We start from the raw sequence: 14,199 nt of genomic DNA, 5'->3' as shown, positions 1-14,199 counted from the left end.
AATTCCAACAACATAAAGTAACTTTAAAAAAAGAAAATTTATTGCCCCCGTATCTTTTCATCCCTCTCGAAACGTTTAAAGGGTAGAGAGTGCAAAAGGAGTGAAATCATGTCACAGAAACTTAGAGAGGCCAACTTAATAAGATCACAGAACGAGGATACGTTCGAAAATGAATTTTGGATCGAAAATTATCCAAAACTTCGAAGATATTGTCACTTTCTTGCCCGTAATGGATGGGATGGAGACGAAATCGCACAGGAAACCTTTATTAAGGCCTTAAAATATGGCAATCACTCGCAAAAGCTTACCACTGCATTGCTAAATAAGATTGCCTATAATCATTGGATTGATATGCTTCGAAAAAGAAAAAATGAAACGGTTGAGGCGGATCTCGATTTTTCCACTCATTCTTTAACAAATCAACTTGATAACACAAGGGAATCGGTTGATATACTCCTGAAGAACTTCACTCCCAACCAAGCGATTATCTTTTTGTTAAAAGAGGGATTTCAATATCAGCTGAAGGAAATCGCCTCGATGTTAGATTTTACAGAAATGGCTGTGAAGTCTAATCTTCATCGTGCGAAAAAGCGTCTTGATAAAGCAATCGATGAAGGGCAAGTTCAGTCAGTTGACTTGTTTTGGGAGGAGGAAGAACGGGAGCAACTTTCGGACCTATTTTATGAGGCATTAAAAAATCAAGATCCAACCATCCTCATTCAAGCGCTTCCTTCACGAACAGGTATTAGTAAAGTTCCTAAGCACGTGACAGGTAAATTACGGTCCAAACCAAATTACACTCCTTCAAGCACTCTCTGTATGGCTGCATAGCCAAATTGCTTTCAAGGAGGGATTGGGATGAGTACCATTCCATATGTAATCGAACAATCTAATCGTGGAGAACGTTCTTATGATATCTATTCACGACTTTTAAAGGACAGAATTATTATCATTGGGGATGAAATAAACGAACATACGGCCAATAGTGTTGTTGCCCAATTATTATTTTTAGCTGCAGATGCGCCGGATAAAGAAATTTCGCTCTATATCAACAGCCCAGGAGGTTTGACTACAGCTGGTTTTGCCATTTTTGACACGATGCAATACATTAAGCCAGATGTCAGGACAATCTGCACAGGGATGGCCGCATCATTTGGGGCGATGTTACTGCTTGCTGGAAAAAAAGGAAAACGGTACGCACTGCCAAATAGTGAAATTATGATTCATCAGCCGTTAGGTGGAGCAAAAGGGCAGGCAACGGAAATCGAGATTTCTGCACGAAGAATCTTAAAGCTTAGGGAGCATATCAATAAGATTATTTCAGAACGGACCGGCCAACCGCTTGAAAAGGTAGCAAAGGATACGGATCGAGATTACTTCATGAGTGCCGAAGAAGCGAAAGAGTATGGGATAATCGATGAGATTCTCTACCCAAAATAAGTTTTAATGGAATAGAAAGAGAAAAATAGAGTATAAAAAAAATATATTTAAAGTTCCCTCCATTGGGAGCTTTTTTATGTTGGGATTCTTAAAAATTGAACTAAAAACTTTTATTTTTACATCAAACCGTTTTAAAGCGTTGTCCGTTTCCTTTAATGTAAACACTATTAAAGGAGGAACTTAAATGAAAAAATATGCTTATCTCATTTCCGTTTTCTTATTTATCTTTTTGTTAGCTGCATGCAGTAATGGTACAAAGGAAGTTACGAAAGAGAATAAACCAAAAAGTGAATCCTCAACTACTGACAAAGAGAGTAAAAATGATCGTTTACAATTATTAGAGAATGATAAGATAGGAAAATACTTAGCTGATTCAAAAGGAATGGCGTTATAACATTTCGCTAAGGATCAGCCGGGTGTAACCAATTGTAGTGGAGAATGCTTAGTGAATTGGCCGGCGTTCCCTGCACAAGATTTCGAAGTTCCAGACGGGTTTAATAAAAGTGACTTTGGTACAATCAAGAGGGCAGATGATGGAACCGAACAAGTAACATACAAAGGATATCCACTTTATTATTTCATTAAAGATAAATCAAAAGGTGATGTAACAGGACAGGCAGTAGGAGATGTGTGGTTTATTATTAATGCGGATACCTCTTTCTAATTACATTATTTAATTGTACAATGAATGGAACTAGAACATTCAGATGAAGCAAATAGAGAGTAATAGACCGACTGTCGATGCAGCCGGTCTATTTAGTTTATCTATAAAATTTTTATTGCATATCTGCCAATACTTTTTCCAGTTAGACGAAAGACATTTAACCGAAACTCAAGGAGGTTTTTGTCCATCGGAACCAGGCCGAAGGACAATTTACCGATTATCAAATGAGTTTTTTCAAGAAAGTTGCCGATGGCCTTTTTTTATTAGAAAAGGAATTATTACTGGCACTAATCCTGCTAATAGTTTAATATATTTTCCATAATAAGACCAAAGGGGGATTATATTGGAAATAAAAATAGATGATTTAACTGGAACAGAAGTGACTGAATTAGTAGGGGAGCATCTTCACAGTATGAAACTGAATTCACCACCAGAAAGTATCCATGCACTAAATCTAGAACAATTACGAAAACCAGAGATTACTTTCTGGAGTGCATGGGAAGGCAATAAATTAGTTGGTTGTGGGGCACTTAAAGAACTTGATGATCAACATGGAGAGATCAAATCCATGCGAACCTCTTCCTCACATCTAAGAAAAGGTGTAGCTAAACGGATGCTAAAACACATTATTGAAGAAGCCAAACAGCGTGGCTATCACAGGCTGAGCTTGGAAACAGGATCAATGGATGCTTTTGAACCAGCAAGAAGACTATATGCAAGTTTCGGGTTCCACTATTGTTTGCCGTTTTCGGATTACAGCGAGGACCCAAATAGCGTATTTATGACAATGGAATTATAATTAAGTTTGGGAGGGATAGATGATGGAACACGAATTAAAAGAGGTCATCAAAAAGTGTGATATGGCAATTAAACAGGAAGATTTTGACACGCTGATGAATTACTATACCGATGATGCCATTCTTGTTGTAAGGCCTGGAATGATGCGGAAAAGAGGAAATCAAAAAAGCATTTATTGCGATTGCAAATTATTTCAATAACAGTGTTGTACCAACACAGGGTGAAATTATTATACTAGAAGCTGGAGACACGGCATTAGTCATTTCCCAGACACTACTCGCTGCCGATAAAAAGGATTCGGAATATTCTATGGATAGAAAGGCGACCTATGTATTTAAGAAAAATTTACAAGGTGATTGGCTTTGTGCAATCGATAACTCATATGGGACCGAATTGATCAATAATTAGACATCCGAGGACAAATAAAAAGAGTTGGTTACCTCTCATACTTGGAGGTGAATAATTCACTGACCATGACCATGAGTCATTTAAATTCACCTTCTTTGCAATAAATTAATTCTTTATAGCTTATGCATTGTATATTTTGAAGGACATATTTCCACTAAATTTAGGCTGATTTACCAATAATTCACACTGTCAGAAAATAAAAAAATAGCTGTGAATATATTTCAAGGTTGTGAAAACAGAAATAAAAAAAACGCACATATTAGAGATGAAAATCTAACATGTACGTTCTTTTTCTTGTTTACCGCTTTTTCTTTTTTGAATTATCTACAACAAGTTTATTTTTATTAACGACCACTATGGTAACTTGAACATGAATATTGAGATCATCAATATTCTTAACACTTTCAACTTTTGCCTTTCGACCTTTAATTTTTAACTCTTCACCTTCGGTTGGAACACGATTAAGCAGCTGAGTTAATAAAACGTTATTTTTTTCAATAAAATGAACAGCAAACATTTTGGTCTCACCTATTTCTTATGATATATGATACATAAAAAATGCTCATATAAAATATATGAGTTAAATTTAGACCAAATTACTAATACAAAAAAAAATTGAAAAATGCTGTTTACCTCAATTTTAGCTGGGGGTAATAATCGTAACTTTTCAAAAGAGAAAAACTGTGTTGAATTAATATTGGATATGTTTGTTAAAAAATGAAATACGTTCGGGGGACGACATAGGTGATTTTAAATAATGAAGAATTAGCAAGGAAAATAGAGGATATAAAAATTCAAGGGACCATGGAGTACATTATTAATCGAAAGAAAATGTCACCATCTTATAATGGAGATTATTTGTCATTAGATAGAAAGGGCACTGTGTTTCAAATGGATAATTATTGTTTTGGTGTAGGCCTTGGCTTAAATGGAGCTGTTTTATCCAGTGATATTGAGAGGGTAGAAAACTTCATTCGGGAAAAAGATAATTGTTCAAATATACATTTTGAGTTAACTCCCTTTTCTGATCAAACATTACTAAAAATACTCCAAGAATCAGGATACACTCTAGAACAATTCCTAGCTGTTTGGGTACTCAAATTAGAGGAGTGGAATCCAAACAAAGGAAACCTAAGAAATGACGAGGTTTCAATAGTAAAAGTGGGTGCTGAAGAATCATATGAATGGGCACGAACCGTTGCCCTTGGTTTTTCAAGCGACCAGAACACAACGGAGGATTCAATCGAATCCGTAAGAGGTTTTTTAAATTTATCTCATTCAACTGCTTTTTTATTAAAAGAAAAGGAAGAAAGTGTGGCAGGGGCATTCGTGGCAATATCTGACCAGCTTGGTGAAATGTTCTTAACTAGTACGATTCAAACACACAGAGGAAGAGGCTATCAAAATTTACTAATTGAAGAAAGAATTAATTATGCAAAGTCTAAAGGATGTACTCATTTGACTGTGATGACAAAACCGAATAACACATCCGCCAGGAATATGGAAAGAAACGGTTTTAAATTAGCTTATAACAAGGTAATTATAAAGAGTTCACTATGTAAGTAATCTTGTATAGAGAGGCAAAATATTCCTTCTAAGGCTTGCAGCTTGTTTATTTGACTAATATCCTTTCATTAATTATCCGTACAAAACGAACTAAATAGGAATTTATTATATAATTCCCTTGATCATTTTTCACGATAAAGTATTTGTTACGCTCCATCATTTCAACTACTTCTTGTTCAACATCTTCTTTATTAACATCTAATTCTTTAATCATTTTTTCGGTTATGATCTCATGATCAAACGTATAGCAAACTGTAAATTCCTTCAATCTAATTTTCCTTTCTGTAATTAATTGTGGTTTTGAATAAAAATCACTTCATTTTTTGCAACTGTACTTCTGTAAACAAGAAATCTGCCCCTCGAATGAAGTTGGCAGAAGCCACTCAAGAGGGACCTTATAATATCTATTTCTTCTCCACTTTGACTAAACCTTTTCCTAAATTATTCTTATCAAAATAGCATATGACCACATCATGTACGCGTATTTTATCACCCGAAAGGATGTTCTTTGAAGAAAAGATGATATCTGTTCCGTCATCACTTTTTCCGTAGTATTGCTTCCCTTTAATTTTACTAATCTTGTATTCTACCGTGGTGTACTCAGAGGAACCATTGTTTTTAGTTATAGTATTGTTAACAGGAGCAGAAGTATGATCTTTTACTAATACTAATGCTATTAAAATTGATGAGAGCACCAAAAGGATGATCACTCTTTTAATCATTGTACTCTACCTCCTTCTATGTATTTTAAGAGAAATGATAGGAATGTAAATCCTTCTATTTTCCCTAGTCTTTATACCTATTTCTTAATTCAACCAATGTTAAGTTTTGTGAGAAAATGTGATTTCATTGATAAAATTTCACAAGTTATTCACATTCATACCTTGTTAATATCTTAAAGGTATTCTAATCTTATTATATAAAAGCAATTTCAACAAATCTTGAAGGAGGTGCACAATTGTTACCTATTGAACGTCGACAGCACCTATTAACTTGGTTAAATAATGAAGGAACCCTATCGATTACAGAAATTAGCAATCGTTCACAAGTTTCCGAAATGACCGTTTATCGAGATATAAAGCCATTAATAGAAGACAAAAAGGTCATTAAAACTTCAGGTGGAATCTGCATAACACAAGAAACTAACACATCTTCAAGCGCATGTACATATTGCTTGAAGGAATCAAATAATCGCCACCCAGTTCAAATTATAACCCATGAGTTAAGGGTAGAGCACCTTTGCTGTCCTCATTGTGGCTTATTACGATATAACGACATAGAAAAAGATGTTTCTCAAATCATTTGTCGCGATTTCCTTCAGGATACGACTGTTAGTGCAAAAATGGCGTATTTCTTACTTGACGCAGATTTTAATTTGAATTGCTGCCAGCCACAAGTATTAGCTTTTGATTCATTAAAACATGCCGATCAATTTCAAAAAGGCTTTGGTGGAATTGTTCTCCGATTCGGAGAAGCCATCTTAGAAATACAAAAAAGAATGAATGGTCAATGTGGATGTGGATGCAATAAAAAAGAGAGATTGTTGGAATGAAAGTAAGAAGGAAGCTTTTACTTTTGCAGTAATGAATAAACATTGAGGAGCAAAAATGATGAAACGTACATTGAAAAAGATTTCTAAAGTGTTTTTACCAACAATATTAGGTTTATTATTATTCTCAAGTGTGGCAAGTGCCCATGTGACAGTAGTACCGAAAACGTCGACAACAGGTGCATGGGAAACATATACAGTTAAAGTTCCCGTTGAAAAGGATATAGCCACGACAAAATTCACGTTAAAAGCACCAGCTGGAGTTGAAATTAAGTCTTATCAGCCAGTCCCTGGATGGAAATATTCCGATGAAAAAGATGCGAAAGGTATAGTAAAATCATTTACTTTCGAAGCAACAGGTGACGGGATTTTACCTGGTCAATTCCAGCAATTTACGTTTGTTGGAAAAAACCCTGAAACGGCAACTAAAGCAGCTTGGGATGCTTTTCAATATTATAAAGATGGCAGCATAGTAGAATGGACAGGGGAAGAAGGAGCAGATAGTCCTCATTCCATAACTGACATTGTTGCAGGCGCATCAACGGATGACCACAACGACAATGCTAAAATGGAAGAAACGAAAAAAGAAGAAACAAAAACAGTTGAAGCTAAAAAAACAGACTCTGATAACACTAATTCACTTCCGACCATCTTATCGGTTGTTGCAGCCTTGTTATCATTAGTGGCTCTTGTATTTGCCATTCGTAAAAAGTAATACCTATTAAAAAAATGACGATAAGCTTGGAATGATCAAGCTCATCGTCATTTTTTATGGAAATTATAATCGAGGGCTATTATTTACGTATAAAAAAGTCTGCCCGGGGTTAAACTTAGATGCGGTAAACAGAATTACATAAATTTCAAATGTTGATCGCCATAAAATATCTTTAAAATATAATCCGCATCAGGTACATTCAATCTGTTAAAACCGATCAGAAATTCTTTATTGTCATACGGCACTTCCCTAAAAGTAATAGAAATATCTCCCAGTTCACCAATCGTCACAACAGCGTAAGAGGCCAATGGCTTATAATGACAGCCCAAAGAGCTTGGGTTGAGATAGAGTCGCTCCATGGATTTAAAGTGATGGATCACGTGATGATGGCCAAAACAAACAATATCCGCATTAGATGTCTGATAAAGGGCGTCAAGTTTCTCCTCGGTTGGCTCTTTATCCACTGAGATAAATTTATTTAGTTCACTCAAATGGTAGTGAACAAAAAACAATCTTTTACCATTGTAAATCGATTCTAACGTGACAGGAATCTCGGTTAAAAACGGAATAAACTTATGGTCTAGATGGGCTGCAATCCATTGATGATGTACCTTTTCACTACCCCTGCTATAAGGCTCTCTACCTGCAATAATATCCAAAATAGCTTCATCGTGGTTTCCCATCACATACGAAATATCAGAACGTGAACTTAGGAGCTCAAGAACCTCATTCGTTTCATACCCAATCCCGATCAAATCTCCCAAACAATAGATATGCTCAGTCTTTTCGTCCTTGTCAATCTCATTCAAAACTGCCATTAATGCCGAATAATTACCATGAATATCCGTTATGATTGCTATTTTCTTCTCCATTTTCTAATCTCCGTTTTTCCAATAGTTTACACATCTGCAAGTAATAAAATACAAATATTTCGACCATAGGACCTAAGGGGTCTTTGCTGTTTTCCTCATCCCGACTTTAAAAATCCATCTTAGAAGCGGTGGAACGGCAAAGTAAATAAAAAAGAGTCGAAAAAGTTGATAGCCGGTCACCATCGATAAATCGGCATGGACCTCATGAGCGAGAATTCCCATTTGATCCATTCCTCCAGGAGCCAAAGCTAAAAAACTGGTTGATTGGTCGATAGGGTAGTAAGCAACGAGTAATAAACTTAGCCCGATGGAGACCAAAATCATTACCATCCCACTAAGGAGCGCAAGTGTAATAATTTTTGTTTTGTGCTCCAGTTTCTCAGGCTTTAATAGCAAACCAATGTACCCGCCAATCATAAATTGGGAGGCATCAAGAATCGAAGCTGGTACCGCGGGCCCATGTAAGCCTGATAAATTGATGACTGCTGTTCCTAAAATTGGACCTAACATATAGGGGGTAGGAAATTTTAATTTTCGAGCAAGCAATGCACAAACAACACAAATAATAGCAAACCAAATGATGGTTGGAAAAAGTGGGATAGGGGAGACAGTACCAATATTAACCAAGTCCAAAGCTTTGTTAGTCGTATTTTTAAAAAGAGGTCCCAAAATAAGAAACGGAACAAAGAAAATAATCATAATCAATCTAGCTACCTGTAGAAAGGTTACCGTAGTAATGTTAATTCCTTTCAATTCTTCGGCGAAAATAATCATTTGTGATAGCCCGCCCGGAATACTTCCAATCAACACGGTTGGATAATCGACACCAGTTAACTTAGAAACAACAAAAGCAATTCCAGCACAAATACAAACAAGTAATACTGTCATCAGCAACATGGAAGGCAGTTTAGCCATTATTTCCAAAAGTGCTTCTTTTGTGAACGAGAGGCCAACCGAATATCCGACAATCACTAAACCTATGTCGCGAATGGTACTAGGCCAGTAAAACTGAACTTTTCTAAACCTTGAGCCAATTAAAACAGCTGCCATAGGTCCAAGCAGCCATGGAATAGGTGTATGTAGTGCAGCGAACGCAATTCCTCCTATTAAAGCGATTAACAATGAGACACAAAATTGAATCCTTTTGTCGCCATTTGCAAATTTGATCAAGCAGAACCCTTCTATCTCTATAAATTAGTAGAATATTAACAACCTTGAAGTAAGGAAACACGATATTTATGTAATTCCGCGCTTAAACTATTTTATCATGGTGTGGAAATTTAATCTAAACTGGTGCATTTGAGTGAAGTAATTTTGGGAAGAATTACACATAATAATCGGGAAAGTTTACATGGAAAATATAGCTGAAAAGGAGAGTAATATATGAAAGCACCATTTATTTTAGGACTGGGTATTACCTTCTTCTTATTAGTCCCACTTGGCATGTATACAAATATCTTCCCATTCTGCGCGATTGGCTTAACCGGTGCAGGTTTATCATTTATATTATTTAGTTTAAAAGTAAACAATGTCTGGAAGGGATTCACCAGGGTGCAAGAATTACCTTATATAGGCTCATCGGTCATGTGGATCTATCGCTTAGGGATTCTGGGACTTGGAGCTCTAGCCTTGTTCAGCGCTTCTGCGTATTGGGCAGATTCACCGGCTTACATAAAAAAGAATTACACAATATTAGAAGGGATTCCTTCAAAAATTGTTTATGAGAAACCTTCTAAGGGTGAAATCCAAGGAACTATTACTGTAATAATCCATAACAAACGTTTAAATATATCCCCAAACCCACAATATCCAATCGAAAAAAATGTGGAAGGACGCCGTTTTCTGATTAACTACCTGCCAAACACAGAGTGGGTCATGGATTACAAAATCGAATAATAACAGAAAAAAACTAGGAAGCTTCATATGAGTTCCCTAGTTTTTTGTTTCATTAAGAAAATTAATTTACCTGACTTTGCAAAATTTCTTGTCGTTTCTCCACGATAATCAATCCACCCAATAACCCTAGTAAGGAGAAAATGACAGGAATAATAAAACCATATTGGTAGCCTATACTACTTGCAGATGCGTGGAAATGGTCTAACACTTTCCCAAAAATACTTGGCAAAAGAACAGCACTTAAAAAACCGCCCATATTGGCAAAGCCAGAAACAACCCCGACTTCTTTGATATCGAAGGATTTTCTAACAATCGCAAAGGTTAAAGCACTCGCTCCATTTCCATATCCTATAAGAAAGAAAATAATCGTAAGCATTAAGACTGGCGGCTTTCCATTCATGAAAAGGAATGACGCCCAGCATAAAAACACAATGCAGTGAACAATAACATACGGACGTTTAATCGAGTCTAAGCGGCTGGAAATCCAGCTAGTTAATGGAGCACCAATAATTGCCCCGAAAAGACCTACCATAATCAGTTGACTCGCATCTGAACGAGACAATCCATATACATGCATCCCATAGGGGACAGCCCACGAACCAATAAATCCTACATACGTTCCAACAGTACCAAAGTGACAGAAGAACGTGGCCCATGCTTGGCGGGTGGAAAAAATACGACGTAACAAAATCAGCGTTTTTTCACGAGGCTTTTTCTGTTTTTTAGGTATGGTATCGTTCCATTCAAAATTCTTTGGTTTTTTTACTAGGACATAGTAAAGAAGTACTCCACAGAGAACTACCATAATCCCCGATGTAAAAAAGGGGGCGCGCCAGCCTGATAGAGTAATCCATGCTGAAAAGGGGACGGTCGCTAGCAAAAAGCCTAAACTCCCTGCCATTCCAGCTATGCCCAGTAATCCAACAAACTCCCTCACTTTAAACCATTGACTTAGGATTAACACTAAATTAACCCAAATAGCTGAATCACCCGTACCTACCAATAATCTAGCAAAAAGAAGCACTATTTCATTCGTGGCTAGACTATAAATTAATGTACCTATTCCAGTAAGAAGCGCCCCAATCACTAGAAAAATGTTGGGGCCAAACCGATCAGACAAGATCCCAATAGGAATTTGCAGACCAGCATAGGCAAAAAATTGAATACTTGTCAGTAATCCAATCGTAGAGGCTGTAATGTTGAAATCCTTCATCAATTGATCGGAAATTAAACCTGGAGCTGTTCGTTGACTAACAATTAATAAATACGTTAATAAAATTGATACAAAAACGACCCATCTATACTTGCTATTTTGTTTTTCCAATGATCTCTTCTCCTGTTTGCTATAATTTTCTTATTATACTATATAAATCTTATTTAAGGTCTATCGAGACACTGGCTTTTGTCCGTGTCACTATTATATTGAAAAGTCTATTTCCGCTTTTACATTGTCCGCTAATACTTATGCACTAACTTTTGATGGGAAAGGCTCATTTTATCATGAAAATGATGTTATCTCATATAATTAAGTTACACCACTATTTAAGGGGGGATTGGTTCATGAATCAACAAACCTTAATATTGGATTTAGATGACACCTTGATTCACTGTAATAAATACTTTGTAGAATCTAGAAACAGATTTGCAAATGTGATGAAGAAATGGTTTAAATCCGTACAAAAGCAGGAAATTCTCCAAAAACAATCTGAAATTGATATAAAATCTGTTGAAAATGATGGCTTGCATTCTTCCTTATACACGCAATCCCTAGTGACAACCTATCGGTATTTTTGCGAAAAAACGGGGAGAAAAATGAAAGCGTCTGAACTAAATCAAGTAGAAAAAATTGGTCAAAGTGTTTTTCAAAGAAAGGTGAAACCTTTTCCTTATATGTATGAAATCTTGGATACCTTACAAGCAGAGCGGCATCAATTATATTTATTTACTGGAGGAGATGAAGAGAATCAAAATAGAAAAATTTCCCAATTACGCTTAACGGATTACTTTCAAGAAAGAATCTTTATCTTTGAACATAAAAATACAGAAGCATTGCAACAGGTTTTAAACAAAATAAACGCTGATAAAAAGAATACTTGGCTGATCGGCAATTCACTCAAAACAGACATCAAGCCGGCGATTGAGCTTGGTCTAAATGCCATTCATATCCCAGCGGAGATAGAGTGGAGCTATAATATCGTGGATATTGAAATTGAACCAAGCGGTACCTATGCCGAATTAAAATCACTTGTTCAATTGCCAGAGTATATAAGAGAACAGGCAGATTCTAGTGGCAAAACTAGAAGGGATTCTGTCAAAGAAATCCGGTCTCAAGAATGGGTTCATTTAAATAAAGAGGTTCAAGCGTAAATTAGTGAAGTCCCAGTTAATGCAGAGCTGTTTCCAAGATGGAATCAGCTCTATTTTTATTCAATTAGTTGATTTCTTAGAATAGTAGTTATGGCTCATTTAGAGTATAATAAACTTATCTATTGAAGTAAGGAGATACCCATCATGAGCATAAAACCAAAAAAGTATAATTTTTTGCAGCGATTTGGACGTGCTTTTAAGTTTAATATAACTAAACTTCTTCGGTCTCCTGGTGGAGCAAGAAAAGTATCCTTAGGATTTGCGCTGGGCCTTGGTTTGGAAATGTTGGTTCTCTCAACAGGTTCGCTTATTTATATATTATTTGTACCGATCGTCCGTTTAGCGAAAGGTTCATTACCTGCATCCATTATTGGTAATGTCATCGGGAAACTAACCCTTCTTCCAGTTATTCTGTTACCTTTTGCAAAAAAAATTGGGAAATTGATTTTTCCTATGAAAGTAAATTTAGGCCACAAGTCATCATTTTCTTTTCAAAAGTTGATCCACGGTGATCTTCATAGTCTAATTAGTATCCTTCATGGAGGCTTCCATACTTTAATAGGTATGACCATTTTTGGGATGATCCTAAGCTTTAGTTCTTACTTTATTGTTTATCATTTTTATGAAAAAGAAAAAACGAAAAGGCTTAAAAGAAGACGCAATAAACGAGAGACACCTCTCAATTCAATCAAGCAGAATTATGTTTAATTGTTTCGAAAAAGAAAACGCCGCCACTTAACATCGGAACTAGTGGAAGGTGTTTTCTTTTTTTTTCTTTGATTAATCTTTTCTGATATATGTACATATTAATAGGTGAGGTGATTAACGTGGACAAGTTGAATTCAAATCCCAAATTTGATTTACATACGCATCATGATCGTTGCGGCCATGCTCGCGGAAAGATTCGTGATTATATTGATGCCGCGATTGAACGAGGGCTAAGTGTAATCGGGATTGCCGATCATTCCCCTTACTTTAGTAGTGACGAAGATCATCTCCGTCCCCATATCGCGATGGCAAAAAGTATGTTTCCAGAATACGTCAACGAAGTACTGCAGCTGAAACAAGCTTATAGCGATAAAATCGAGGTTCTTCTTGGAGTGGAATCGGATTTCTTCCCTGAGTCTGTAGAGATTTATCGTTCCTGTTTTGAGCCGTACCCTTTTGATTACATCATTGGTTCGGTTCACCATGTGGACGGGGTGAGTATTTTTAATAAAAAGCGCTGGAATGGGCTCACAGAACAAGAAAAAATCAGAACGAAAGAAAATTACTATTCGCTTATTGAACAATCGGCTCGAAGTGGGATGTTTCAAATCCTCGGCCATATTGATGCCATGAAAGGATTCTATCCTGCCTTTTCATCCATCCAGACAGCTGCAGTTGAAAATACCATTAAGGTGATTGGAGAAAATGATATTGCGATTGAAATCAACACATCCGGAAAAACAAAAGACGTTGGCGGCTGGTATCCGTCGGATGATATTTTAGAGATGGCACTTCACTATGGTGTGAAGGTAACGTTTGGATCGGATGCCCATGATCCACATCGAGTAGGGGACGAGTTTGATCAAGTTCAACGGCACCTTAAAGAAATCGGCTTCAAGGAATGGGTTTATTTTAAAAATAAAGAGAGAGCCACAGTTAGGATTTAGGAAATACATGCTTCGTATATTTATTCTTGAATTACAAACACTATCAGTAAAAAGGCGGTGTAATCATGGATAAAGAGAAAAAGAATGTACCACAAGAGTTTCAAAATAATGTAAATGATCATAAAAATAGCAAAACAAATCTTACAGCTAACTTGGAGGATAATGATATTCAGCCCGACAGCGCTATTATCACTGGTGGCGGAGATCCCAATCTTTCACCTGATGCGGGAAGACCTCTAATATAGTGTTAAGCGATTTATTTTTAATCA

General features: G+C 36.3%; 19 protein-coding genes and 1 pseudogene. 14 read left to right on the top strand and 6 right to left on the bottom strand.

Annotation, left to right across the window (positions count from 1 at the left end; all coding sequences use genetic code 11):
* Positions 1-108: 108 nt before the first annotated feature.
* The 6 genes and pseudogenes from QF028_RS15030 (at position 109) to QF028_RS15005 (ending at position 3,310) form a co-directional block, all read left to right on the top strand.
* Entirely contained in the window at positions 109-831 is a 723-nt protein-coding gene (locus tag QF028_RS15030) for a sigma-70 family RNA polymerase sigma factor (protein WP_429466557.1), read from the top strand.
* Positions 832-858: 27 nt separating this feature from the next.
* On the top strand, positions 859-1,440 hold the full coding sequence (gene clpP / locus QF028_RS15025; protein ID WP_088087025.1) for an ATP-dependent Clp endopeptidase proteolytic subunit ClpP: 582 nt from the start codon (positions 859-861) through the stop codon (positions 1,438-1,440).
* A gap of 184 nt (positions 1,441-1,624) precedes the next feature.
* Positions 1,625-1,834 carry a hypothetical protein gene (locus QF028_RS15020; protein ID WP_429466555.1) on the top strand — a complete coding sequence of 70 codons (210 nt, stop codon included), beginning with the start codon at positions 1,625-1,627 and terminating at the stop codon, positions 1,832-1,834.
* Positions 1,835-1,885: 51 nt separating this feature from the next.
* Positions 1,886-2,104 carry a COG4315 family predicted lipoprotein gene (locus QF028_RS15015; RefSeq protein ID WP_429466553.1) on the top strand — a complete coding sequence of 73 codons (219 nt, stop codon included), beginning with the start codon at positions 1,886-1,888 and terminating at the stop codon, positions 2,102-2,104.
* A gap of 343 nt (positions 2,105-2,447) precedes the next feature.
* Entirely contained in the window at positions 2,448-2,903 is a 456-nt protein-coding gene (locus QF028_RS15010) for a GNAT family N-acetyltransferase (RefSeq protein ID WP_429466551.1), read from the top strand.
* Between the two features lie 22 nt (positions 2,904-2,925).
* Positions 2,926-3,310: pseudogene (locus QF028_RS15005) on the top strand (YybH family protein).
* A gap of 298 nt (positions 3,311-3,608) precedes the next feature.
* On the opposite strand, the gene QF028_RS15000 reads toward QF028_RS15005, so the two are convergent.
* A complete protein-coding gene (locus QF028_RS15000) occupies positions 3,609-3,827 on the bottom strand; it encodes a hypothetical protein (protein ID WP_168243338.1) in 219 nt (72 codons plus the stop codon).
* A gap of 227 nt (positions 3,828-4,054) precedes the next feature.
* On the opposite strand from QF028_RS15000, the gene QF028_RS14995 reads away from it, so the two are divergent.
* Positions 4,055-4,876: a GNAT family N-acetyltransferase gene (locus QF028_RS14995; RefSeq protein WP_429466549.1), complete on the top strand. Its 822-nt coding sequence runs from the start codon at positions 4,055-4,057 to the stop codon at positions 4,874-4,876.
* A 46-nt stretch (positions 4,877-4,922) separates the two neighbouring features.
* On the opposite strand, the gene QF028_RS14990 is transcribed toward QF028_RS14995, so the two are convergent.
* Complete coding sequence (locus QF028_RS14990) at positions 4,923-5,144, bottom strand: hypothetical protein (protein ID WP_088087032.1); 222 nt, start codon at positions 5,142-5,144, stop codon at positions 4,923-4,925.
* A gap of 136 nt (positions 5,145-5,280) precedes the next feature.
* Positions 5,281-5,598: a hypothetical protein gene (locus QF028_RS14985; RefSeq protein ID WP_088087033.1), complete on the bottom strand. Its 318-nt coding sequence runs from the start codon at positions 5,596-5,598 to the stop codon at positions 5,281-5,283.
* A gap of 236 nt (positions 5,599-5,834) precedes the next feature.
* On the opposite strand from QF028_RS14985, the gene QF028_RS14980 reads away from it, so the two are divergent.
* Positions 5,835-6,428 carry a DeoR family transcriptional regulator gene (locus QF028_RS14980; protein WP_429466546.1) on the top strand — a complete coding sequence of 198 codons (594 nt, stop codon included), beginning with the start codon at positions 5,835-5,837 and terminating at the stop codon, positions 6,426-6,428.
* A 58-nt stretch (positions 6,429-6,486) separates the two neighbouring features.
* Positions 6,487-7,140, top strand: a complete 654-nt coding sequence (locus QF028_RS14975; protein WP_410883318.1) for a YcnI family protein — start codon at positions 6,487-6,489, stop codon at positions 7,138-7,140.
* 134 nt (positions 7,141-7,274) lie between these two features.
* On the opposite strand, the gene QF028_RS14970 is transcribed toward QF028_RS14975, so the two are convergent.
* Positions 7,275-8,012, bottom strand: coding sequence for a metallophosphoesterase family protein (locus tag QF028_RS14970; RefSeq protein ID WP_429466544.1), 738 nt, complete (start codon positions 8,010-8,012; stop codon positions 7,275-7,277).
* 72 nt (positions 8,013-8,084) lie between these two features.
* Entirely contained in the window at positions 8,085-9,182 is a 1,098-nt protein-coding gene (locus QF028_RS14965; RefSeq protein WP_429466542.1) for an AbrB family transcriptional regulator, read from the bottom strand.
* A gap of 213 nt (positions 9,183-9,395) precedes the next feature.
* On the opposite strand from QF028_RS14965, the gene QF028_RS14960 reads away from it, so the two are divergent.
* Positions 9,396-9,908: a hypothetical protein gene (locus QF028_RS14960; RefSeq protein WP_410882934.1), complete on the top strand. Its 513-nt coding sequence runs from the start codon at positions 9,396-9,398 to the stop codon at positions 9,906-9,908.
* Positions 9,909-9,969: 61 nt separating this feature from the next.
* On the opposite strand, the gene QF028_RS14955 is transcribed toward QF028_RS14960, so the two are convergent.
* Positions 9,970-11,232, bottom strand: coding sequence for an MFS transporter (locus QF028_RS14955; protein ID WP_429466539.1), 1,263 nt, complete (start codon positions 11,230-11,232; stop codon positions 9,970-9,972).
* 236 nt (positions 11,233-11,468) lie between these two features.
* Between QF028_RS14955 and QF028_RS14950 the strand changes: the two genes are divergently transcribed.
* From QF028_RS14950 to QF028_RS14935, 4 genes are all read left to right on the top strand, one after another.
* Positions 11,469-12,275, top strand: a complete 807-nt coding sequence (locus tag QF028_RS14950) for an HAD family hydrolase (protein WP_429466537.1) — start codon at positions 11,469-11,471, stop codon at positions 12,273-12,275.
* Between the two features lie 144 nt (positions 12,276-12,419).
* Positions 12,420-12,983 carry a DUF2062 domain-containing protein gene (locus QF028_RS14945; protein WP_168243346.1) on the top strand — a complete coding sequence of 188 codons (564 nt, stop codon included), beginning with the start codon at positions 12,420-12,422 and terminating at the stop codon, positions 12,981-12,983.
* Between the two features lie 128 nt (positions 12,984-13,111).
* Complete coding sequence (locus tag QF028_RS14940) at positions 13,112-13,930, top strand: histidinol-phosphatase (RefSeq protein WP_429472357.1); 819 nt, start codon at positions 13,112-13,114, stop codon at positions 13,928-13,930.
* A 65-nt stretch (positions 13,931-13,995) separates the two neighbouring features.
* Positions 13,996-14,175 carry a hypothetical protein gene (locus QF028_RS14935; protein ID WP_214716784.1) on the top strand — a complete coding sequence of 60 codons (180 nt, stop codon included), beginning with the start codon at positions 13,996-13,998 and terminating at the stop codon, positions 14,173-14,175.
* Positions 14,176-14,199 lie beyond the last annotated feature (24 nt).

This window comes from Neobacillus sp. B4I6 (assembly GCF_050434045.1).
In the GTDB taxonomy this organism is placed as follows: domain Bacteria; phylum Bacillota; class Bacilli; order Bacillales; family Cytobacillaceae; genus Neobacillus.
The sequence above is the reverse complement of the archived record's forward strand: the minus strand, read 5'-3'. Positions and strand labels throughout refer to the sequence as shown.